Source organism: Chryseobacterium sp. HR92 (assembly GCF_045689405.1).
GTDB lineage: Bacteria > Bacteroidota > Bacteroidia > Flavobacteriales > Weeksellaceae > Chryseobacterium > Chryseobacterium viscerum_A.
In genome coordinates this window covers 4,989,159-5,012,163 of record NZ_CP139139.1, presented here as the reverse complement: position 1 = coordinate 5,012,163, position 23,005 = coordinate 4,989,159, and the positions used below count along the sequence as shown (strand labels likewise).

Genomic DNA, 23,005 nt, shown 5'->3' with positions numbered 1-23,005 from the left:
GACAAATTTCCGTCATTCCGAAAGGCAAAAACAGAGGCGAAAACCGTATTTTGAAAAAGGGAAAACACCTTTTTAATTGTATATGAGATTGTTATGAAATAAGTATCCGGCAGCTTGAAAAGCTGCCGGATACGTAAATAGAATGTAAAGATGTTTATTGTATAGGCTAAGAAGTAAGATTAAAATTAAGTCAGCACAGATCATGTTTCAACGCAAAAAGAACCAGTCCGGCTCTGTTTTTTATGTCCAGTTTTACAAAAACCGAATCCCGGTAGCCATCAATTGTTTTCGGGCTCAGGCACATCCTGTCGGCAATTTCCTTATAGGTAAGTTCACTGCATGCCCACTTTATAAATTCTTTCTCTCTGTCTTTCAGCTCAGAAAGCAGAGAGGCGTTTTTCATTTCTTCTGTTTTTACTTTCAATAATTTCTGGGCCACAAAATCAGTATAAAAACTGCCCTTTTCAAATACGGTGTCTATGGCCTGGAATAGGATAGAAGGCTGCATATCTTTCAATAAATATCCTTTAGCACCTGCTTTCAGCATTCTAATCAGAACTTTTTCATCATCATCCATTGTCAGGGCAATGACTTTAATGTCGGGATAATGCTCGGTAAGCCATTCTGTAGTTTCTATACCATTTTTATAAGGCATATTAACATCCATCAGTACTACGGCGGGTAATTCAGAAGCTTTTTCCACACCTGCAATAAATTCTTCTCCGTTGGGATGATTCATAATTACCCGATATTGAGTGTTTTCTGTGATCATATTTTCCAAAGCTTTGGAGATTAAGGTATGATCATCAACGATCGCTATGGGGATAGTTTTCATAATAAATTTTTATGATAGGTTATCAAAGTTTGTGTTCCTTTATTCAATTCTGAGCGTATAGACAGTTCGGCATGAATCAGTTTTGCTCTCAGTTCCATGTTTTTTAATCCTGAGCCGTCCTGAATACTGCTAGTATCAAAACCTCTTCCGTTGTCGGAAATGCTGATGTGCAGTTTTTCACAATCATCTTCCATTTGTATGGAAACATTTTTGGCTTTGGAATGTTTCAGGATATTGTTGATGCTTTCCTGGATAATTCTGAAAAGGATCAGACCATGTTTTGGGGAAATATCAATATCCTGTTTCTGGGTAATGAACTCTATTTTTAATAATTTCAGCTTTTTGATCCGCTGAACTTCTCTTTCAACGGATTCTGCCAGTCCGAAATGAATAATCTGTTCAGTAATTAATGTTTTAGACAGGTTTCTTATATCCTGTATACATTCACCCAATAGTTCATTGAGCTCAATCAGGTCTTCTTTTTCATTGTTTTTTAATTTGGTAATCAGTTGGTTTTGCCGCAATCGGACCACGGAAAGTTTTTGTCCAAGATCATCGTGTAATTCCTGGCCTATGTAATTCAAGGTCTGTTCCTTCATTTCTACCTGTGAAGTAGCCAGCTCTTTTTCAAACCGTAAATCTTTTTCTTTTTGCTCTATCAGCAAGGTTGTCTTTTTCTTGATGAAAACAGCATAAATGAAGATCATTGTTAAAACAACGATGAATAAAGTAATCGTAAAGATAATGACCAAATTATTCTCTTCCATATCTGAAAAGGATTTATCTGATTTTTTCTTGTTTGTTCCAAATTAAGCCTAGTATGAGTATACCGTTACTGATCAGATTCAGCATAAATAAAATGAAGAAATAAATAGTCTCTGAAACAGTAGTTCTGAAAAAGAGTATCGGAATACTTCCAATAAAAAAGATCAGTAAAGCCACTGATATCCAGAATGGTAAATAGCTTTTGATTTCCAGTATTTTATCAGAATTAAAGGTTTGATACAGGAACAAAATAATTGAAAATAGCAACAGAAGAATATCTACATACAGCATATTAAAAGAAAAGTGATGAAGCAGATCATCTTCCATGTAAAACATTACAGCAATATTTAGGACAAAAAGAATCAGGATGATAGTCTGTATCTTTTTGAGCAGCGGAACATATAATAACTGGTGATAATAAAATAAATATAAAAAGAATACGATCATTAAAAACCCAATTACATAAAATATGTCCGTAGGCAGATTTGTCAGGTCGTAGTAGAAATAACAGAAAATATCAATCAGGGAAAACAACAGATATCCAATAATAAAAAATAAGTTCTCTTTTCCGGTTTTTCTATATTTTATGACCATTAAAAGTATCACTATGATGGATAGGATCATCGATATCTGTTTCCCTGTTTCAATATTCCAGTTCATAATTTTGTGTTTTTAAGGCATTGTTCCTGACAGAGTTTTTGGTGGAGGTGCCAGATTGGTCATGTTCATAGATTCTATAGAAGGAACATCTGTATTTTCCTCGGTGGTGGCTGATCTGGACACTGCGTTGGTTCTTTCTCTTTTTTGAGCAGTAGGAACTAAAAATATAGTCTGATAACCTGCATATTCCGGTTTTGCCATTCTGTTTTTAGGATGATTCATCGGATATTTTCCCATGTAAATCCTGATTCCCGGATTTTTTAATTTTTGTTTTTTTGCATTTTCTTTTACGTATTTAATATAGCCTTCCATATCTTCCAGCGAAAACCAGTACCATCGGGAGTCAGGTTCACCGTTTCTGTACTTCATGAGAATTTCATGATTAGTCCTGGTGTATTCATCAAAAAGGACCCGGCCTTCACGGTAGCTGATCAGTTTCTTTTTATAACTGTTACTAACGGGTTCCTGAGGTGGTTCGGAGCAGCGGGTGCAGCTTAGCAGACAGAGGGTTAGAATAAATGCTGCACAGAGCAGACTTAAAGTCTTAGTAAAAAAGGAAGTTTTCATTTTTATGGTTTTTAATTTTATTGAACAAAATTAGCTAACGGTACAACTATAAAAAAGAGGGAAAACACTGTTTTTTTATCCTTTACTAAATTTACGGCTTTTTTATATTCATGTGAATTTAAATTATCAGTTTGTTTTTGTTTTTTTAAAAAAATATTAATTATGATTATTAAAATGGTAATTCATTTTTGATTCCGAAACTGAGTATGAAAAACAGGACCGGAAAGAAATTTCCGGTCCTGTCAAACAAGATTAAGTGTAAAATTTAGCCCTTAAAGGCAAAAAGGATAATTCAAATATGAACAGATTTTTATTGATTCTTAATCTATGTTTAAGGGAATTGACAGTAATGGTATCTTATTTTTATAGGCCATAATAGCTGTTTTACTGCGATGAAAAAGAGACTCCACAAGATTATATTTGTAGGGAACCATAGTCAGCAGATCCGGGCTCGTCAGCCTGATTTCTTCTTCAATTGCTTTAATGACTTCGATAGATTGAATCATTTTAAAACTATACTTAATATCATCCAGATTATATCCGGAATTCAGGTCAATATCATGAATAACCTCTGCAAAATCCTCCAAACTTTCACTTACATTGAATACCTCAACTTCAGCATTAAATTCATTAATAAAATAATAAATATCGTTCATTGCAGACCAGGTCATACTTTTGTGAGTATCATAAGCAAAAAGAATCTTCCGGATTCCAGTATATTCGATGTGAGCGGGAATAATTAAGATGGGCTTTTTAACCCTATGAATGGCCCTTGTAACGCTATTTCCTAACAACTTTTGCTCAAGCGTTTTTTCTGCCATTCCCATCACTACAAAATCGCATTCGTTGAGTTGTATACAATTTTCAAGCTCTTCAATAAAATTACCGGAAGCCAGATGATGCCCGGTCTCTATAGCATACATAGTATTAAGTTCGGTTGCTTTATCTTCCAGTTTTTTCTGATTTTTAAGCGTTTGGGTGTAGAAAAAATCAGCAGAGGCTTGTGCATTCAAAGCATGAATAGAAACGGTTTGCAGATTAAAAAGGATAATCCTGTAATTATTTTCTTTAGCCATAGATGCTGCATAATGAGTCGCATTTTCGGCTTCGTATGAAAAATCTGTGCAGACAATTATTGTTTTCATTGTTCCGGATTTAATACTGCAAAACTAGGATAGATGGCAGTTGCCTTGCCCTAAAAATAGGGTGACATTGCATAAAATGATGATGAAATGTCTTTTTCAGGTGATGAACCGTCACATCCATTTTAACGTTCCTATTTTACGTTTCAGGTACTGTTTTGGCGGTCTCGTCTAAAATAGAGGATACTCATATAAAATCTATTTCTATATTTACATTCACAAAGTCCCTGATATGAATAGGATTTCTTCCATCAGAAAAAATATAGTACGGAATAAGAAGATTCTTTCCACCATGAAAAGAAGGCTCGTGATCTGGGCACTGGCAGTGGTTACTTTCTGTGTTTTTTCCTACCTTATTGATCCCTTTGACCCTGTTTGGAAAGAATATCTGAATGGTCCGCTGAAGATGATTCTGGAAGATGGCACCTGGATTGTCTTTTTTTCCATCATTATTTCAGAGGTAAGTATATTTATAGACAGAACGCTCAATAAACTGCTTCCCTGGAGAGACAGAACTGTAAAGCGACTGCTCATCCAATGCTTACTGCAAATTGTGGGAAGTGTCATGATTGTGATTATTATCAATGGAATTGTAGGTTCCTGTACCTCTGTGACATTACCTGATATGGATTCCCGGAGAGAATATACACTTCTTGGGCAGTGGATTGCAACTAATATTATAATATCATTGATTATCAGTGCTTTTAATACCGTGGATTATTTACTTGAAAACTGGAAAAAAACAGCAGTAGAAGCTGCCCAGCATAAACTGAGGGCTTCCAAACACAAACAGGTAGCTATGGCGGCTGAACTTCAGGCACTTAAGCTTCAGATAGATCCTCATTTTATTTTCAATAACTTAAGTGTGTTGTCAGAACTCATCCTGGAAGATCAGCAGCTAGGGTATGATTATTCCGAAAAATTTGCGAGAGTATACAGGTACCTGTTAGTCAATTCCAAAAAAGATATTATTGCATTAGAAGAGGAGCTCAAATTTTTAGAATCCTACATCTTTCTGATTGAAAAAAGAATTGGCGAAGGTGTTATATTCAAAATAGATATTCAGGAAGAGTACAGATCCAGATTTACTCTTCCGCTGTCTTTACAATTATTGGTTGAAAATGCCATTAAGCATAACCAGACCTCTAAAGCAAATCCTCTGGAAATCCATATTTATACAAACACTGAAGGAGAATTGGTTGTTTCTAATACATTTCTGCCTTTGATCAATAAGCCGGATTCCTCAGGAGTAGGACTTACCAATATCATTGCACGTTACGAAATCCTTGGATATCCTAAGCCTGTGATTGAAAAAACTGAAGATAAATTTATTGTAAAACTCCCATTGATATGAAGATTAATAAAGTTTTAATAGTTGAAGACGAAAGACCTAATGCAGATAGATTAAAAAGGCTGTTGTTGAAATTAAGACCCCATATCGAAATCCTGTCTGTAGAAGACTCAATTACCTCAACGGTACATTGGCTGGAAAATAATGTCGTTCCGGATGTCATTATGATGGATGTGCGCCTTGCAGATGGACTCAGCTTTGAAATCTTTAACAAACATGAAATTAAAAGTGCAGTCATATTCACCACAGCATACGATGAATATGCCGTGCAGGCATTCAAATACAACAGTGTAGATTATCTTCTGAAACCTATCGAGGAAGAAGAGCTGGAGGCTGCTTTAAAACGTTACGAAACTTTTATGGAAGCCGTTCCGGTAGTAGGAACAGCTATCGAAGGGCTGCTGAATTATCTCCAGCCGAAAGATTACAGAAAACGCTTTCTCATAGCTCATAGAGATGGATATAAAACGGTTCTGGCAGAAGACATCTTATACTTTTATACCGAGTTGGGAATCAGTAAAGCCATGCTGAATAACGGAGTGGTAGAAAATGTTCCACAAACACTGGAAGAGCTTGAAAAACAGTTGGATCCCAAATTCTTTTTCCGGGCTAACAGACAGGTTATCATTCACATCAATTCTGTAAAGCAGATTTTTAATCATTTTAATGGAAAGCTGAAGCTGGAACTCAGAAATCAGCCTGATATGGAAATCATTGTAAGCCGGGAAAAAGCTTCCATTTTCAAATCCTGGATGGATTATTAATTTCATAAAAATACAAACGAGATTGCTTTTACACAAAGCAATCTTTTTTTGTTTTACCTGTGAGAGATATTATTTAGTGATTTAACACTTATTTTTCCGGAAAATCTCTTTTTTATCACAATTATAAGGAAAAACAGCCGTTTTCTTTTCATTTTTGGTATCATACGCTTCACCTGCGATTAACGACGCTTCACCCAACTTCTGAATGAATATCACTCTAAGATGAAGTTATTTTGCTCCTGTAAAATTTAAAACCAAATGTTATGAATTACAGAAAAGGATATCTGGTTCTCTCACTTACAGCAGCAATATTGTATTCGTGCGGTTCCGGCCAGGAAAATACTCAGCAAATGCAGCAGGCGCTGCCTACAGATTTTATCCAGGTGAAATCCGGAGATGCAGAAGTGTCTACAGGATACCCAGGAAGCATAGAAGGACAGGACAATGTAGATATTAAAGCGCAGGTGACAGGTTATCTGGAAGCCGTATATATCAAAGAAGGACAGTATGTAAGTAAAGGACAGACCCTTTTCAGAATAAATCCATCCGTGTACAATGAGCAGGTGAATACCAATGAAGCTGCTTTGAAATCAGCTATGGCAGCACAGGAAACAGCAAGACTTGAAGTGGAAAAGCTGAAACCCCTTGTAGAAGGAAAAGTAGTTTCTGATATGCAGTTGAAAACAGCACAGGCAAGTTATAAAGCGGCATCAGCACAGGTAGCACAGGCACAATCATCATTAGGGTCATCAAAGATCAATGCCAATTTTACGTACATCAAAGCACCGGTGAGCGGATACATAGGAAGAATTCCAAATAGAGTAGGAAACCTTATCAGCCCATCAGATGCATCACCTTTGACAACTCTTTCAAGTATCAACAGTGTTAATGTGTATTTCTCAATGAATGAAGCTGATTTTATTTCACACAGCAAAGCGTCTGCATCAGGAAATACAGCAGAAAATGTAGAGCTTATTCTTGCTGACGGCTCCACCTATTCTCTTAAAGGAAAATTGGAAAATGCCAGCGGAAACTTCGACAGAAACACAGGAAGTATCCAGATGAAAGCTGTTTTTCAGAATCCTGATAAATTATTAAGAGCCGGAGGAACAGCTAGAGTAATGATTCACAATGAGCTGAATGGAGTAGTCAAACTTCCGAAAACATCCGTGAAAGATATTCAGGACAGATTCTTTGTCTATAAACTGAATGGTAAGGATAAGGTGAAAATGACTCAGATTACGGTTTCAGGAAGTACGTCTCAGGATTATTTTATCAAAGAAGGCGTGAATGCAGGAGACAAGATCGCTATCAATAGAATTGATGCCCTTACAGACGGAGCTCAGGTTGTTGCGACAACAGTTCATTTGAAATAGTTGTATAACCATTCTTAGAAAATTCAAAAATGTTAAAAAAGATAATAGACCGTCCGGTACTGGCGACGGTAATATCCCTTATCATCGTTATTTTAGGGATTATAGGATTAAACCAGCTGGCGGTGACTAGGTTCCCGGACATTTCTCCGCCTACGATTACTGTTTCAGGGTCGTATCCGGGAGGAAATAGCGAAACGGTGATCCGTTCTGTGGTAACGCCGCTGGAAGAGCAGATCAATGGAGTGGAAGACATGGAATACATGAAATCCACAGCGAGTAATGATGGTACATTCTCCATCTCCATTATATTCAAACAGGGAGTTAATGCCGATCAAGCAGCTGTAAACGTACAGAACAGAGTACAGCAGGCCACTCCGATACTTCCGCAGGAGGTAGTGAGAATGGGATTAACCACATCCAAGCAGCAGAACAGTATGGTGTTGATTTTCAATATTTATACTGAAGATAACAAACAATATGATGAAACTTTCCTTCAGAACTACGCGAATATCAACCTTATTCCGCAGGTTAAAAGGGTGAAAGGAGTAGGGCAGGCCATGGTTTTCGGGTTGAAGGATTATTCCATGAGAATATGGCTTAACCCTCAGAAAATGTCATCCTACGGACTTGAACCGGCAGATGTTTCCAGAACAATAGCAGACCACAGTTTAGAATCTGCTCCGGGTAAATTGGGAGAAGAATCTGATGCTGCGTTAGAATATGTAATCAGATATAAAGGAAAAAAGAACAAGCCGGAACAATATGAAAATATTATCGTTAAAAATACCGGAAGCCAGGTCATAAGGTTAAAAGATGTAGCCCGTGTAGAATTCGGAGCCATTTCCAATACAGGAGATAACCTTTCTAATGGGAAGAATGCGGTTACTGTAGCTATTATGCAGACTACAGGATCCAATGCCAATCAGATTGAAATAGGAGTAAACAAAGCCCTTGATCAATTATCGAAATCATTCCCTCCGGGTATTAAATATACGAAGGTAATGAGCACCAAAGAAAGATTGGATGAGGCCACAGGACAGGTAAAATCTACTTTGATAGAAGCATTTATTCTGGTGTTTATCGTTGTATTTATTTTCTTGCAGGATTTCAGATCTACGATTATTCCGGCAGTGGCGGTTCCGGTAGCCATTATCGGTACATTCTTCTTCCTTCTGGTTTTAGGGTTTACGATTAATGTTTTGACACTTTTTGCCCTTGTACTGGCCATCGGGATTGTAGTGGATGATGCCATTGTAGTGGTGGAAGCCGTCCACAGTAATATGGAAGGAACAGATCTTTCAGGAAGAGAGGCTACTCACAAAGCAATGAGTGAGATCACAGGAGCGGTTATTTCCATTACACTCGTGATGTCAGCGGTATTTATCCCAATTGGATTTATGTCCGGTTCTGCAGGATTATTCTATAAGCAGTTTGCCTATACATTAGCCATTGCGATCATCATTTCAGCGGTTAACGCATTGACTTTAACTCCGGCTTTATGTGCCGTGTTTTTGAAAAACAATCACTCTGGAGAAGGTAAAAAACCAAAAGGATTCGGGCAAAGATTTGCGCTAGCATTCAATGCAGGATTTAATAATATGACCAACCGCTATGCAAAAGGAGTTCGTTTCTTAATAGGACGAAAATGGATTGCAGGAGGATTAATCGTAGCCGTTATCGGTGTTGCAGGCTGGCTGATGTCAAGCACGCCTAAGAGTTTTGTACCAATGGAAGACGATGGATTCTTCATGTACACTTTAAGCATGCCTCCCGGAACAGCATTGACCAAAACGACAGAAGTTTCCAACAAGATCAATGACATCTTAAAAGGAGTAGAAGCCGTACAGGAAAATACTTCCATTACCGGATATAACCTTCTTAGTAATAGCGCAGGACCCGCTTATGCAATGGGGTTTGTTAAACTGAAACCTAAAAAAGAAAGAGGTGAAGTTCAGGATATTCAGGAAGTAGTAGATATGGCGAATGCAAAATTGGGAGTCATCAAAGAAGGAAGTGTAATGACCTTTAGAATGCCTCCGGTAGAAGGATATGGAATGACGAATGATGCAGAAATTGTACTTCAGGACCGTATGGGAAGAGATCCTCAGGTTCTTAAAGCTAAAGCAGACGAACTGATCGGGCAACTGATGAAAGTTCCGGAAGTGGCATTTGCCTACACCATGTTTAGAGCAGATTACCCTCAGATGGAGCTTGAAGTGAATGAAGATAAAGCAAAACAGCTTGGAGTAAGCATTTCAAACTTGTTGGGAACCGTTCAGACCTATTTCTCAGGAGATCAGTCTCAGAATTTCTCAAGATTCGGGAAATTCTACAGAGTGAATATTAAGGCGGACGGAGTTTTCAGAATGGATGAGCAGGCCTTCAACGATATTTTCGTAAAGAATGAAAAAGGAGATATGGTACCGGTGAATACCCTTATTACTTTGAAAAAAGTCTACGGTCCGGAATCTGTCCAGCGTTACAATCTTTATAACTCATTAAATATCAACGTGTCTCCAAAGCCAGGAGTAAGTAACGGAGAGTTGATGGGCAAATTGGAACAAACTTTAAGCAAATTACCGTCTGATTACAGCTACGAATGGACTGGATTGAGTTTAGAAGAAAAATCCGCAGGAAATCAAACGATTGCCATCTTTGGACTGTGTTTACTTTTTGTATACCTGCTTCTGGCAGCTCAATATGAAAGTTATATTCTTCCTTTAGCCGTAATGCTTTCCATCCCAACGGGAATTGTAGGGGCGTTCTTAGGAATAAAAGCGATTGGACTGGATAATAATATCTATGTACAGGTAGGATTGATCATGCTTATTGGTTTATTAGCCAAAAATGCAATTCTTATTGTAGAATTTGCCATACAAAGGCGAAAAGCAGGTCTTTCCATTCTGGATTCTGCACTGGAAGGGGCAAAGGCGAGATTACGTCCCATTATCATGACTTCCTTAGCCTTTATTGTAGGAATGATTCCGCTGATGATTTCTACAGGAGGAATGGCTTCAGGAAACAAATCAATCAGTACAAGTGCTGCCATGGGAATGCTGAGCGGCGTGGTTTTAGGAGTTTTTGTAATTCCTGTACTATACATGTTCTTTCAATATCTGGATGAGAAATTCTCTGCCAAAAAGAAGTATAATACGATAGAAAATCAATTGACAAATGAGAATATTTAATATAAAGAATTTCCTTATTTCAGGCGCAATGGCATCACTTCTGGTGTCTTGTGCCGTAGGGAAAAAATATACAAGAACAGACCTTCAGGTTCCCGAAACCTACAAAGAATCTGTACAGGTAACAGGAGATACTGTAGTGCTTCCATGGAAAACCTTTTTCAAAGATCCTAAGCTGATAGGATTAATAGATAAAGCTCTTTCCAGAAATAATGAAGTGAATGTAGCCCTGAAAAACATAGAACAGCTGGACCTGATCTATAAACAGGCTAAGCTGGGTCTGATGCCAACATTAGATCTTACAGCAGGAGCAAACAGAAGCTGGGCTTCTACCAATACGCTTAACGGCTCTTTGAACGAACAGTTTGTCGGTACAAAATACATAGATGATTTTAGTGCTGCACTGAGGCTTTCCTGGGAGGTAGATATCTGGGGAAAGGCTAAAATGCAGAAAGAATCCGCTGCAGCAGAATATTTTGGGCAAAAAGAAAATCTGAATGCCATCAAAAGCAGGATTGTAGTTCAGGTGGCTCAGGCTTATTATAACCTTATCAGTCTTGATGAACAGCTGAAAATAGCTGAGCAGAATATTGAACTTAGTGACAATACCCTTAAAATGATGAATCTTCAGTTTACAGCAGGCCAGATTAATTCATTGGCTGTTCAGCAGTCAGAAGCGCAAAAGAAAACTGCGGAACTGTTGATCCCTTTGGCAAAACAGAATATTTCCATTCAGGAAAATGCATTGAGTATTCTTTGTGGAGAATATCCGGCTAAAATAGAAAGAGAAGGAAACCTTAAAACAATGATTCCTGAAAACAAATTGTCAGAAGGATTACCCGCACAGCTACTGAGCCGCAGACCGGATCTGAAGGTGGCAGAATTTAACGTAATCAGTTTGAATTCTAAAACCGGGCTGGCAAAAGCAGCAATGTATCCAAGCATAAGCCTGAGCCCGCAGATAGGAGTAAATTCCAATAAATTCAGTTCATGGTTTGACATCCCGGGCTCTATTACCAAGGCAATCGCAGCGAATCTTGCAGCTCCCATTTTTCAGAAAAAACAACTGAAAACGGCTTATGAGACCGCATTGCTTGAACAGGAAAAAGCAGCCATCAATTTTAAACAGTCTGTAATGACCGCTGTTGGAGAGGTATCCGATGCCATGGCCAAGTCTAAAGGCTCTTCAGAACGACTGCAGCTTTTAGAACAGAGAACAGCCATTCTGGACAAAGGAATCAATGATGCACTGAAGCTGTATAAAAGCGGAATGGCAACCTATCTTGAAGTGATTACAGCTCAGAATAATAAGCTTCAGAATGATCTGGAAACCATTAATGTAACCCTTGAAAGGTTAAATGCAGAAGTAGACCTGTACAGATCACTGGGCGGTGGAGTAGAATAAAATGTAAAAATGATAAATAATAAAGGAAGCTACATCATATAGCTTCCTTTTTTGTTATTTCTGAAGGTAAATACCATTTAATTTTAACATCAGGTCCGAAATTTGCAGAGAAGTGATGAAATTTTATATCCATTAAATCAATGGTTTATGAAAAATTTTATCTTTTTTTCAAAAATAGATGCAAGATTTTTGAAAAGTGAGATTTATATAGATGAGTACTCGAAAATAATTAATGTTTAACGAAAAAAATAATGCAATGAAAAGATTGACAGTACCCCGATTTTTTATAACAGTTTTAATGGTTTTAATAGGATTTACTCTATCCTCATGTAACGATAATGATGGTCCGGACATCCCTCCTGTAAAAATAGAAGATTTAAAAGGAAACTATAAAGGTAAGCTGGTTATTGTACAGGGAAATAGTAAAAGAGAAGGAATAAAAGAGTTTAAAGTAAAAAAAGATACGATCTCATTTGCTGAATTTCCGGTTGCCGAAATTGTAAAAACAGTAGTGAAGGACCCGGCAAAAGCAGAAGCAGCCTTGAAGACAATGGGAAAAGTGAAGTATGACGTTAAGTATGCCGCAGTAATTAACACTGCAAATAATGTGATAGAACTTACTTTGGCCCCAAAAGTTATGGAACTTCAGATCCCTGTAGACGGAGTGAATAAAAAGACCGTTGTAGAATTTGTAGCAAAACAAAAAGGATATTATGTAGGATTGGACCAGACGCTGAGGTATGCTATAACAGCAGAAAAAATTACAGTAGATGGTACATTGGTTACCCCTTATGAGGTAATTGATTATAATTTTCCATTCTGTATAAAAAATTAATTAATAGATATTATCATCAATGGATTGCGCTTTATTACTAAGATGCAATCTATTTTTGCTTGACAGTTTATAACATCCCACTGGGTATGGCGGCATTATATGGAAGAAAGTAAAGAACAGATTTTGGTAAAGCACCTTCTGAAGAAGGAGGAAGCTGCCTGGAAAGAGCTTTTTGGAGCTTATTCCGGAAATCTGGCCTATGTCTGCTCCCGTTATATAGCTGAGAAAGAAGATGTTCATGATGTATTGCAAAACAGTTTTATCAAAATGTTCCGTTCGATAGAATCTTTTGAGTACAGGGGAAGTGGTTCTTTAAAAGCCTGGATGACCCGTATCACTGTCAATGAATCTTTGAAACATATCAAACAAAAAGGAGATTTTAAATCTGCGGTGGAAGTAGATGATCTTCCGGATATTCCTAATGAAGAAGAACCAGACTTTGAAGAGATTCCGCGTGATAATATTATGATGATGATAAAATCTCTTCCTGAAGGGTACAGAACTGTTTTTAACCTGTATGTATTCGAGAAAAAAAGCCATAAGGAGATTGCCGGACTGCTGGGAATTGCAGAAAATTCTTCTGCATCTCAGTTTCACCGTGCAAAAGGACTGCTTGTTCAGCAAATAAAAGAATTTAAAATGTCAAAAAAAGCACAATATGAATAACGAATGGCTAAATAACCTGCGAAGCAGAATGGATGACCATGAAGAGGACGTTCCGGAGGGATTGTGGGATGACATCAAAGATGAACTATTCGCCGGGGAAGAAAATAACAGCATTCCCGGGTTTATTCCTGAAATTCATGAAGGTGCTACGAAGAAAGAAAAGGAAATAAATGTAGGCCGAAAATCTTTGTTTTATCAGATTGGAGGTATTGCAGCAGCCATTGCACTGATATTTTTGCTCATAAAAATTCTGCCACAGGATGATACAGAAAAAAGAATGTCTCAGAAACCGGCAGATATAGTAAACGAAAAGGAAAGAAATTCTTTAAAACCTATAGAAACTGAACATAATTCAGGCGGAGAACCGAAATCAGGAACAGGAGATTTTTTAGCAGACAATATAGTAAATACAGGATATTCGGAGAAAATTACAGCACAGAGATATGCTGAGAGAAGAGCGGAAAATAATCAAAAAATCCAGGATATTTTCAAGCTTCCCACAGCATCAGAATCTTTTCAACAGGAAAGCAGAATTGCTCAGAAAGTCCCTTCTGTTGATGATACAGTAAAAGAATCTACAGAACAGCAGACTTCTGATGAGGTTCTTTTTAAAGAGGAGAAGCCAAAAGAAATCTATGCTGAAAATACAAAACTAAATAGATCAAAATCCCGCGATAAAAAGTCGTGGATGCTGAGTATGCTTACAGGAAATGTTGCTTCCAACTCTGCAGAACAGCAGTTCCCGGGCTATGCTTCCATTACTGGAAAAGCAATGAATGTTGAGCAGGTATTTACTACATCCGAGCATCATGATGATCCCCTTACAGCCATATTGCTTGCCAATCAGAGCCAGCCGGTAGAAGCGAGAATCAGGCATAAAGTGCCGGTAACATTTGGGTTATCACTTTACTACAATTTAGGAAAAAGATGGGGAATAGGAACGGGATTGAACTATACCAAACTATCTTCTGAACTGCATTCCGGAACTGAGAACAATTATATTAAAGGAGATCAGACGGTTCATTATATAGGAATTCCTGTTCAGGTTAATTATAATGTCATTCAGAAAGGCCGGTTTACAGGATATGTTACAGGTGGGGCACTCCTGGAAAAACCTGTATCGGGAAGTGTTACAACAACCTACGTAGTGAATGATGAAATAAAGGAGACGTCAAAGGAAAGTCTTGATCACAAACCGTTGCAGTTTTCTGTTAACACTGCAGTAGGATTTCAGCTGAAGGTCATAGACAAAGTTGGAATTTATGCAGAACCGGGAATAGGATACCATTTTAAGGAAGAAAATGCTCCTAATACCATTTATAAAGAGAAACCGCTTCATTTTAACATGAAATTCGGGATCAGAGTACTGTTGGATTAATGTAGAGGCTTTTTAAGACCAAAATCACACTTAATAATCTATATATGAAAACAAAACTAATTTTTTTAGTGTTTTTATTATTCAGTATTCTGGATATAAAAGCACAGTGTACCCCTACAATTACCAGTCCGAGGCTTGGACAGAAATATCCGGGAACCATCTTGTTCTGTGATGTGGAAGATGAAATAATTTCTACCACACAGACGTATGGAAGCTACCAATGGTACAAGCAGGAATGGACCTGGCAGACACCTAACAACAACCCTTGGGTAGCCATTCCGGGAGCCACATCACAGCAGTTAACCGTTAGTGGTAATGACCAACTGAATTATTTTAAAGTTAAAGTTACAGACGGAGACTGTATCGCGGAAAGTCCTGCAGTATTTGCAGATGGATTTGTCTATGGTCTGCCGGCAATGATGACTACTTATACTCCCGGAACTTATCAGGATAATGGGGGAATAGTGAATGTGTGCAACGGGGCTTCTGTACAATTTGATAATATATTTCCGGTTGTATATGGCAAACATACCTGGTTCAGATGTGTGCCAAGCAGTAATCCTCCGGTATTGGGAGATCCTTGTATCATCCCTGGAGTGGTAGGAGATACTTATGTTGCGACAAGTTCCGGAAAATATGGGTTTTATGCCTGTACAGAATACTGCCCGGATCAATGTCAGATGCTGGATCCGTTTGCCTTTGTGGAAGTGAATTTCGGAAATTGGGACTTCTGCAATAATCTGGGAACAGGAGAGGTGAAGAGTAAGGATAATAATCTGAAAATTTACCCTAATCCTACAGCGCAGCATCTTTATATCGGTAAAGAATCAGATAAGATCTATAAGGAAGTTACCATTATAGATATGTCCGGAAAGCTTGTTCTGAAGAAAAATGATCATCAGTACAATCAGGCGATTGATGTAAGTCAGCTTGTGCCAGGAAACTATATCATTGTTTCTAAAAGCGCAGATGGAAAAGAGTATAAAAACAGATTTATAAAAAAATAGGATTACATAGTCTGAATGTGTTAAAATATTGATTGTGGGAAGGAAGAATGGATGTCAGAAGAGGGATGTTCCTTGTATTGAAGAAGAACTAAAGTATTTTTTACTTTACGCTCAATAGATAAAGTTTCATCCTTGTTAATCTAATGACGGTCATAATTACCCCAAAAGGAGCCCTCTCTTTCGGGCATCCGCTTCCTGACTCACATTGGGTATTTTATCCTGAATTCAGATGAAATAATCTCTTTCGTTAGTTTTTAATAATGGTTGGATCGGTACAATTTTTTTGTGCCGATTTTTTTATTTTACAACCGGCAGAGTTTTTTGTTGTGGGGTTTTGTGGGCCATTTTAATATGATTTTTTTTCATAAATAATTGGGATTTCTGCAGAAAATTTCACAAAAAATAATTTTATAAAAAGATCTAAATGATAAATATTGTAACTTTGTTTTGTTGAAAACTTATAACAAACATATTGGTCACATTTTTATCCTATGTCTGGTGCTTTTCCTAGTACCAAACTTAGGTTTTGCGTGTACCAAGAAAAATATAAAAAAGGATGAAACCTTAGGTTATAAGTGCGCAACCAATAATTTTTCTAATAAATTCTGCTGCGAACCGGGTTTTTGTAAAAAAGACAGGGACCATAGTGACTGCAATGGCAAATGTAAACACAATTCCTGCCGATGCGGAACTGTGATCTCACTAGCAGGGCTTCCTGTTATGGCCGATCTGAAAATTAAAAATCATTTCAGAGAAGAAAAGAAACTTAAATTTAGTTTTAGTCAGACCTATTATTCTTCAGGTTTTTCTTCTATCTGGCAACCTCCCAAAATAGGATAACAATCTGGTTTTACAGCCAGAAATACGTCTTGTCGAAAGCAAATTTTTTGTTTTCGGACAATCTGTTGTATTCCCATTATTAATTTTTTAAAATCAAAAAATGAAATCATTATCAAAAATATTGATGGTAATTGCTGTATTACTATCATACACCATAAGCTTTGCACAGATAAAAAACGCAAAGACAGAGACTGTAAAAATATATGGCAACTGTGATATGTGTAAAGCCAATATCGAAAAAGCAGGAAATCTAAAGAATATTTCATCCGTAACATGGAATAAAGACACAAAAATGGCTGCACTGAGTTATGATGCCCAAAAAACAAATGAAGATGAAATACTTAAGCGCATTGCATTAGCCGGCTATGACAGTGAAAAATTCTTAGCACCAGATGATGCCTACCAAAAATTAGCAGGCTGCTGCCAATACAAAAGAGAGTTAAAACCTGCCGGTATGAGCAAAGATCAAAGGATGAATATGAATACTGAACATGGAGATCATGATCACAGCAAAATGACTCAGGCCAGTAGTACTGAAAATAAAAACAACTCTCAGCTTAAGGCAGTTTTCGACAATTATTTTTCCTTAAAAGATGCTCTTGCAAATACTGATGCAGGAACATCATCAACTAAAGCTGCCTCTTTGGAAAAAGCTATTCAGAATGTTGAAATGGGGAAACTATCCAGCGAAGAACATACTGTTTGGATGAAAGTTTTAAAAGAACTTACAGCGCAGGCAGAAAAGATTGCAGCTGCCAAAGACATCTCAAAACAGAGAGACTTTTTTGCGCTTCTGTCTGAAAATATTTATGCCCTTGCAAAAGTTTCAAAACAGGAAGAACCAGTGTATTACCAGCATTGTCCAATGTTTAATAACGGAAAAGGAGCTAATTGGCTTAGTAAAGAAGAGACCATCAAGAATCCTTTTTATGGGTCCAAAATGCTTACTTGTGGAAGTGTTCAGGAAACCATCAATAACAAATAACAAAGAGCTTTAAAAGTAAATATCAATACAATGAAAAATATAGTTTTATCAATCATCATATCAACAACTGCTGCATTAACAGTTGTTTCCTGCAAAAAATCCCCAAATAAAAACAGTGAATTAAAGGTACAGGACAGCACATCCTTATCTGAAACAAAAACATTACCGCAACATAATTCAGTGGTTTCTGCAGAACAGGTAACTGCTCCGGTTCAGAAAACTGAAACTCCTAAAATGCAGGATCAGTCCCAAAATTTTAGCATTGAATCTACTGTTAAAGATTATTTAGCCCTTAAAAATGCACTTGTAGCGGATAATGATAAAAGTGCAGCCAGTGCAGCTAAACAATTACTGACGACCTTAAAGAATATTGATATTAACAGTATTCCCGCTGCTAAGCAAAAAGAATATAAAGAAATAGCAGATGATGCTAAAGAAAATGCTGAACATATCGGTGATAATACAGGAAAGATTGATCATCAGCGGGAACATCTTGCTTTTTTAAGTAAAGATGTTTCAGACCTTATCGCATTATTTGGCAGTTCGCAAAAGCTGTATCAGGATCATTGCCCGATGTTTAATGATGGTAAAGGAGCTGTATGGATCAGTGAAACCAAAGCAATTAAAAATCCCTACTATGGAAATCAGATGCTAAGTTGTGGTTCTGTGAAAAAAGAGTTCTGAAAATGAGGCAGATACTAAAAAGAATTTTGGTATTTGCCCTGTTCATTTTTATTGCAATACAGTTTTATCAGCCCGCCTTTAATACAGATAAAGGTGAGGCTGTTACAAAAGATTTTACTAAAGTCTATAAAATGCCGGCTGATGTAAAAACTTTGTTTCAGAATTCTTGCTATGACTGTCATAGTAACAATACCAATTACGCCTGGTACGATTACATACAGCCCGCAAGGATACTTGTAGAAGATCATATTAAAAACGCAAAAAATGATCTGAATTTCAGTGAATGGGATACTTACTCAAACCGAAAGCAGGAAAGATTGCTGAATTCAATAAAAGAACAGATTGTAAACAGAAAAATGCCATTGTCATCCTATACAGTAATGCACAGGAAAGCAAAACTGAATGATGATGAAATTAAAACAATAGCCGATTGGCTAAACGCGCAGAACAAAGTTTATGAATAAAAATAGTACAATGAATATACTTCAGAATATCATAATAAGGTTACTTCAGGCAATTTTGATACTTCTCTGCTGGCAGGGTATTTTTGCACAAAAAGTAGTAAGATATGAGCTGTATGTAAAAGATACACTGGTCAACTACGCCGGGAAAGAAAAAAGAGCCATATCAGTCAACGGGCAAATACCAATGCCAACCCTTACTTTTAAAGAAGGAGATACCGCTGAGATTGTGGTACACAATCAGTTGAAAGAGAGCACATCATTACACTGGCATGGAATATTTTTACCCAATAAAGAAGATGGGGTACCATGGCTGACACAAAAGCCTATAAAACCGGGAGCCACCTATACCTATCGTTTCCCGATTATTCAACATGGAACACACTGGTATCATTCACATTCCGGGCTTCAGGAGCAGATTGGGATGTATGGAAGTTTCATCATGAAAAAAAGAGAAGATGACAAAACCTTCAGAAAAGGAATTGATGATCTGCCCACTGTTCCCATTATTTTAAGCGAATGGACGAACCTGAACCCAGATAATATCAACAGGATGCTGCATAACGCTAACGACTGGGCGGCAATTAAGAAAAATGCTACGCAGTCTTATGTGGAAGCCATTAAAGAAGGACATTTTAAAACAAAACTTACCAATGAGTGGAAGCGCATGCTGGCAATGGATGTAAGTGATGTATATTATGATAAAGTACTGATCAATGGAAATAACAGTACAGATTTAACAACCGTAAACGGAAAAAAACTAAAAGCGGGAGATAAAGTCCGGTTAAGGATATCAAACGGTGGGGCCTCTTCTTATTTCTGGCTGCGCTATGCCGGAGGTAAAATTACCGTTGTAGCCAATGATGGCAATGATGTGGAACCTGTAGAAGTAGACAGACTGATCATAGCTGTTTCCGAAACCTATGATATTGTAGTAACGATTCCTCAGGATGGTGTTGCATATGAATTTTTAGCTACCACAGAAGACAGAACCCAGTCTGCAAGCTACTTTGTAGGTAATGGAATAAAACAGCTCATTTCTCCTCTTCCCAAACTTAAATATTTTGAAGGAATGAAAATGATGAATGATATGATGAAAATGAATGGAGACCTGAATGATATGGGAATGAAAATGAGCCTCAACCAAATGGATATGAATGTGGTTATGTATCCTGAAATCACAGGAGACGGAAGCCGGAAACAGGATCACAGCCAGCATAATATGAAGGCAGATAAAGAAATGGATAAGGAAATGAACATGGATACTAATGCCAGCAAGTATAATGCTAATGCCTTAGGTGATATTAAAACCCTGAATTATGCCATGCTGCAATCTCCTTATAACACGGAACTTCCCAAAAATGCCCCTGTAAAAGAATTAAAGTTTACCCTTACAGGAAATATGAACCGATATGTATGGAGTATGGACAACAAAATTTTATCAGAAACGGATAAAATCCCGGTGAAAAAAGGTGAAATATTACGGATCACGATCTATAACAATTCGATGATGAGACATCCGATGCACTTACACGGTTTTGATTTCAGGGTAATAAATGGAAAGGGAGAGAAGTCGCCCCTGAAGAATGTACTGGATGTAATGCCCATGGAAACCGATACTATTGAGTTTCTGGCCAATGAAGAAGGAGACTGGTTCTTCCACTGCCATATTCTTTATCATATGATGGCAGGAATGAATAGGGTCTTCGCTGTAGATGATTATAAAAACCCTTATTTGCCAGACAAAAAAGAGGCGTATAATATGCTTCAGAAAGAAAGTAACATGCCCCATTTCATGATTCAGAACGACTTTGCAACCAATGGAAATGACGGAGATGCAATGCTTCAGAATGCAAGATGGAACCTCTCTACAGAATGGCGTTTAGGATACAATAATATGCATGGATATGAAGTAGAAACCCATTTGGGAAGATATATTGGTAAAATGCAGTGGTTTATGCCGTTTGTGGGATTTGACTGGCGTTATAGGAAAATGGGAATTGATGAACAGGAAAAAAATATCTTTGGACAAAAAAATGAAAAAGATACCCGAAGAGCAGTTAGCTTAGGTTTTGTATATACCCTTCCGATGCTGGTCAACTTTCAGGCAGAAGTATACCATGACGGGATCGTTCGTTTACAGTTGATGAGAGAAGATATTCCGATCTCAAAACGATTGAGAGGTGGCTTTATGGTCAATACCGACAAAGAGTACATGACCGAATTAAAGTATATTCTTAATAAAAATGTGAGTATTCGTGCACACTATGACAGTGATATGGGATGGGGAGCAGGAATTTCTTTAGCCTATTAAAAGAAAAACTTTACAAGTGGATTATTAATTAATTTGCAACAATTGATAATTTATGAGAAATACATTCAAAGAGCAGTTATTTAATAGCTGCTCTTTTTTTATAGGAAGGGTCTTTTCAATATCTGTTTTTCATAATATCTTTTTCAATATATCCATTCAACTAGAATATCATTCATGTAAATATCAGATTTTCAAAATAGTATATTCATTATTTTTACTTCAAAAACACACCATGCTGATTAAAATTTATGGAAGTGCCATTCATGGAGTGGCTGCACAGACAATAACAATTGAAGTGAATGTAGATACCGGCGGAGTAGGATACCATCTGGTAGGGCTTCCTGATAATGCAATTAAAGAAAGCGGTTACAGAATCTCTGCCGCACTGAAAAATGTAGGATATAAAATTCCCGGAAAGAAAATCACCATCAATATGGCTCCTGCGGATCTCAGGAAAGAAGGATCTGCCTATGATCTGAGTATTGCGATTGGTATTTTAGCAGCTTCAGATCAGATTTTGGCGGAGGAAATTGAACATTATATTATTATGGGTGAACTTTCTCTTGATGGAAGCCTGCAGCCTATCAAAGGAGTTTTGCCTATTGCTATCCAGAGTAGGGAAGAGGGCTTCAAAGGAATTATTCTTCCTAAACAGAATGCCAGAGAAGCCGCTATTGTAAATGATCTCGAAGTATATGGAGTAGACAATATAAGAGAAGTGATTGATTTTTTTAATGAAGGAAAACCTCTTAACAGGATTACGCTGGATACCCGGAAAGAATTTCATGAGAAAATTAATGATTTTCCTTTCGATTTCTCTGAAGTTAAAGGCCAGGAAACAGCCAAAAGAGCAATGGAAGTGGCTGCCGCAGGAGGACATAATATCATTCTCATAGGCCCCCCCGGAAGCGGAAAGACCATGCTGGCTAAAAGGGTTCCCAGTATTTTACCTCCATTGACTCTGAAAGAAGCTTTAGAAACAACAAAAATTCACTCTGTAGCTGGAAAAATAGGAACCGAAGCTTCATTAATGACCGTTCGCCCCTTCAGATCTCCCCATCATACAATTTCTGATGTTGCCCTGGTGGGCGGCGGAAGCTATCCGCAGCCCGGTGAGATTTCCCTCGCACATAACGGTGTATTATTTCTTGACGAGATGCCTGAATTTAAAAGAACGGTACTCGAAGTGATGAGACAGCCTCTGGAAGACAGGGAAGTGACCATTTCAAGAGCCAGATTTACAGTGAATTATCCTGCAAGTTTTATGTTAGTAGCCTCTATGAATCCCAGCCCAAGCGGATTCTTTCCCGATGATCCAAACAATACCTCATCTGTTTATGAAATGCAGCGGTACATGAATAAACTTTCAGGACCGCTTTTGGACAGGATTGATATTCATATTGAAGTGCAGAAAGTGGAGTTTGAGCAGCTTTCTGAAAAAAGAAAAGGGGAAAAAAGTAAGGATATCAGAAATCGGGTATTGAAAGCCAGAGATATTCAGAATGCAAGATACCAAAGCCTCAATATCAGCAGTAATGCCCAGATAGGACCTAAAGAAATTGAGAAATTTTGCGAATTGGATGAAAACTCTTTCGGACTCATCAAGCTGGCGATGGAAAAACTTAATCTTTCGGCAAGAGCTTATGACAGAATCCTGAAAGTAGCCAGAACAATTGCTGACCTTGAGGAATCTGAGAATATACTGTCTCACCATATTTCCGAAGCCATACAATACAGAAGTCTGGACCGGGAATTCTGGAATGGATAACAGATTCAGAGTTCTGT

Annotated in this window: 19 protein-coding genes; 14 read left to right on the top strand and 5 right to left on the bottom strand. The window is 37.5% G+C overall.

Going from position 1 to position 23,005, the window contains the following annotated elements:
* Positions 1-190 precede the first annotated feature (190 nt).
* From SFA27_RS22645 to SFA27_RS22625, 5 genes are all read right to left on the bottom strand, one after another.
* Complete coding sequence (locus tag SFA27_RS22645; protein WP_047376062.1) at positions 191-835, bottom strand: response regulator transcription factor; 645 nt, start codon at positions 833-835, stop codon at positions 191-193.
* On the bottom strand, positions 832-1,602 hold the full coding sequence (locus tag SFA27_RS22640) for a sensor histidine kinase (RefSeq protein ID WP_407295100.1): 771 nt from the start codon (positions 1,600-1,602) through the stop codon (positions 832-834). The genes SFA27_RS22645 and SFA27_RS22640 overlap by 4 nt, the downstream gene beginning before the upstream one ends.
* Before the next feature lie 13 nt (positions 1,603-1,615).
* Positions 1,616-2,260 (bottom strand): hypothetical protein, encoded by a 645-nt coding sequence (locus tag SFA27_RS22635; RefSeq protein WP_047376066.1) that lies wholly within the window; start codon positions 2,258-2,260, stop codon positions 1,616-1,618.
* A 12-nt stretch (positions 2,261-2,272) separates the two neighbouring features.
* Entirely contained in the window at positions 2,273-2,827 is a 555-nt protein-coding gene (locus tag SFA27_RS22630; RefSeq protein WP_407295097.1) for a hypothetical protein, read from the bottom strand.
* A 320-nt stretch (positions 2,828-3,147) separates the two neighbouring features.
* Positions 3,148-3,972 (bottom strand): universal stress protein, encoded by an 825-nt coding sequence (locus SFA27_RS22625; RefSeq protein ID WP_407295095.1) that lies wholly within the window; start codon positions 3,970-3,972, stop codon positions 3,148-3,150.
* Positions 3,973-4,201: 229 nt separating this feature from the next.
* Between SFA27_RS22625 and SFA27_RS22620 the strand changes: the two genes are divergently transcribed.
* The 14 genes from SFA27_RS22620 to SFA27_RS22555 all read left to right on the top strand — a co-directional run bounded on the left by SFA27_RS22620 (position 4,202) and on the right by SFA27_RS22555 (position 22,988).
* Complete coding sequence (locus SFA27_RS22620) at positions 4,202-5,323, top strand: sensor histidine kinase (RefSeq protein WP_264518935.1); 1,122 nt, start codon at positions 4,202-4,204, stop codon at positions 5,321-5,323.
* Positions 5,320-6,084 (top strand): LytR/AlgR family response regulator transcription factor, encoded by a 765-nt coding sequence (locus tag SFA27_RS22615; RefSeq protein WP_407295093.1) that lies wholly within the window; start codon positions 5,320-5,322, stop codon positions 6,082-6,084. Before SFA27_RS22620 ends, SFA27_RS22615 begins: the two co-directional genes overlap by 4 nt.
* A gap of 263 nt (positions 6,085-6,347) precedes the next feature.
* Positions 6,348-7,460 (top strand): efflux RND transporter periplasmic adaptor subunit, encoded by a 1,113-nt coding sequence (locus SFA27_RS22610; protein WP_407295091.1) that lies wholly within the window; start codon positions 6,348-6,350, stop codon positions 7,458-7,460.
* A gap of 29 nt (positions 7,461-7,489) precedes the next feature.
* The gene (locus SFA27_RS22605) at positions 7,490-10,648 is read left to right on the top strand and encodes an efflux RND transporter permease subunit (protein ID WP_407295089.1); all 3,159 of its coding nucleotides are present in this window, start codon (positions 7,490-7,492) and stop codon (positions 10,646-10,648) included.
* Complete coding sequence (locus SFA27_RS22600; protein ID WP_407295087.1) at positions 10,635-12,050, top strand: efflux transporter outer membrane subunit; 1,416 nt, start codon at positions 10,635-10,637, stop codon at positions 12,048-12,050. Before SFA27_RS22605 ends, SFA27_RS22600 begins: the two co-directional genes overlap by 14 nt.
* Before the next feature lie 256 nt (positions 12,051-12,306).
* On the top strand, positions 12,307-12,885 hold the full coding sequence (locus tag SFA27_RS22595) for a DUF4840 domain-containing protein (RefSeq protein WP_407295085.1): 579 nt from the start codon (positions 12,307-12,309) through the stop codon (positions 12,883-12,885).
* A 99-nt stretch (positions 12,886-12,984) separates the two neighbouring features.
* Positions 12,985-13,551 carry an RNA polymerase sigma factor gene (locus SFA27_RS22590; protein WP_047376083.1) on the top strand — a complete coding sequence of 189 codons (567 nt, stop codon included), beginning with the start codon at positions 12,985-12,987 and terminating at the stop codon, positions 13,549-13,551.
* On the top strand, positions 13,544-14,929 hold the full coding sequence (locus SFA27_RS22585) for a porin family protein (protein WP_407295081.1): 1,386 nt from the start codon (positions 13,544-13,546) through the stop codon (positions 14,927-14,929). The genes SFA27_RS22590 and SFA27_RS22585 overlap by 8 nt, the downstream gene beginning before the upstream one ends.
* A gap of 44 nt (positions 14,930-14,973) precedes the next feature.
* On the top strand, positions 14,974-15,936 hold the full coding sequence (locus tag SFA27_RS22580) for a T9SS type A sorting domain-containing protein (protein ID WP_407295079.1): 963 nt from the start codon (positions 14,974-14,976) through the stop codon (positions 15,934-15,936).
* 940 nt (positions 15,937-16,876) lie between these two features.
* On the top strand, positions 16,877-17,761 hold the full coding sequence (locus SFA27_RS22575; protein WP_407295077.1) for a DUF3347 domain-containing protein: 885 nt from the start codon (positions 16,877-16,879) through the stop codon (positions 17,759-17,761).
* Between the two features lie 30 nt (positions 17,762-17,791).
* A complete protein-coding gene (locus tag SFA27_RS22570) occupies positions 17,792-18,445 on the top strand; it encodes a DUF3347 domain-containing protein (RefSeq protein ID WP_407295074.1) in 654 nt (217 codons plus the stop codon).
* A 2-nt stretch (positions 18,446-18,447) separates the two neighbouring features.
* Entirely contained in the window at positions 18,448-18,909 is a 462-nt protein-coding gene (locus SFA27_RS22565) for a heme-binding domain-containing protein (RefSeq protein WP_047376094.1), read from the top strand.
* 10 nt (positions 18,910-18,919) lie between these two features.
* On the top strand, positions 18,920-21,220 hold the full coding sequence (locus tag SFA27_RS22560) for a multicopper oxidase domain-containing protein (RefSeq protein WP_407295072.1): 2,301 nt from the start codon (positions 18,920-18,922) through the stop codon (positions 21,218-21,220).
* Between the two features lie 232 nt (positions 21,221-21,452).
* Entirely contained in the window at positions 21,453-22,988 is a 1,536-nt protein-coding gene (locus tag SFA27_RS22555; protein ID WP_407295070.1) for a YifB family Mg chelatase-like AAA ATPase, read from the top strand.
* Positions 22,989-23,005: the final 17 nt, after the last annotated feature.

What these genes read in the sequence shown, in the direction of transcription:
- SFA27_RS22645 (WP_047376062.1), bottom strand. Translation starts at nt 835, where the DNA reads ATGAAAACTATCCCCATAGCGATCGTTGATGATCATACCTTAATCTCC.
- SFA27_RS22640 (WP_407295100.1), bottom strand. Translation starts at nt 1,602, where the DNA reads ATGGAAGAGAATAATTTGGTCATTATCTTTACGATTACTTTATTCATC.
- SFA27_RS22635 (WP_047376066.1), bottom strand. Translation starts at nt 2,260, where the DNA reads ATGAACTGGAATATTGAAACAGGGAAACAGATATCGATGATCCTATCC.
- SFA27_RS22630 (WP_407295097.1), bottom strand. Translation starts at nt 2,827, where the DNA reads ATGAAAACTTCCTTTTTTACTAAGACTTTAAGTCTGCTCTGTGCAGCA.
- SFA27_RS22625 (WP_407295095.1), bottom strand. Translation starts at nt 3,972, where the DNA reads ATGAAAACAATAATTGTCTGCACAGATTTTTCATACGAAGCCGAAAAT.
- SFA27_RS22620 (WP_264518935.1), top strand. Translation starts at nt 4,202, where the DNA reads ATGAATAGGATTTCTTCCATCAGAAAAAATATAGTACGGAATAAGAAG.
- SFA27_RS22615 (WP_407295093.1), top strand. Translation starts at nt 5,320, where the DNA reads ATGAAGATTAATAAAGTTTTAATAGTTGAAGACGAAAGACCTAATGCA.
- SFA27_RS22610 (WP_407295091.1), top strand. Translation starts at nt 6,348, where the DNA reads ATGAATTACAGAAAAGGATATCTGGTTCTCTCACTTACAGCAGCAATA.
- SFA27_RS22605 (WP_407295089.1), top strand. Translation starts at nt 7,490, where the DNA reads ATGTTAAAAAAGATAATAGACCGTCCGGTACTGGCGACGGTAATATCC.
- SFA27_RS22600 (WP_407295087.1), top strand. Translation starts at nt 10,635, where the DNA reads ATGAGAATATTTAATATAAAGAATTTCCTTATTTCAGGCGCAATGGCA.
- SFA27_RS22595 (WP_407295085.1), top strand. Translation starts at nt 12,307, where the DNA reads ATGAAAAGATTGACAGTACCCCGATTTTTTATAACAGTTTTAATGGTT.
- SFA27_RS22590 (WP_047376083.1), top strand. Translation starts at nt 12,985, where the DNA reads ATGGAAGAAAGTAAAGAACAGATTTTGGTAAAGCACCTTCTGAAGAAG.
- SFA27_RS22585 (WP_407295081.1), top strand. Translation starts at nt 13,544, where the DNA reads ATGAATAACGAATGGCTAAATAACCTGCGAAGCAGAATGGATGACCAT.
- SFA27_RS22580 (WP_407295079.1), top strand. Translation starts at nt 14,974, where the DNA reads ATGAAAACAAAACTAATTTTTTTAGTGTTTTTATTATTCAGTATTCTG.
- SFA27_RS22575 (WP_407295077.1), top strand. Translation starts at nt 16,877, where the DNA reads ATGAAATCATTATCAAAAATATTGATGGTAATTGCTGTATTACTATCA.
- SFA27_RS22570 (WP_407295074.1), top strand. Translation starts at nt 17,792, where the DNA reads ATGAAAAATATAGTTTTATCAATCATCATATCAACAACTGCTGCATTA.
- SFA27_RS22565 (WP_047376094.1), top strand. Translation starts at nt 18,448, where the DNA reads ATGAGGCAGATACTAAAAAGAATTTTGGTATTTGCCCTGTTCATTTTT.
- SFA27_RS22560 (WP_407295072.1), top strand. Translation starts at nt 18,920, where the DNA reads ATGAATATACTTCAGAATATCATAATAAGGTTACTTCAGGCAATTTTG.
- SFA27_RS22555 (WP_407295070.1), top strand. Translation starts at nt 21,453, where the DNA reads ATGCTGATTAAAATTTATGGAAGTGCCATTCATGGAGTGGCTGCACAG.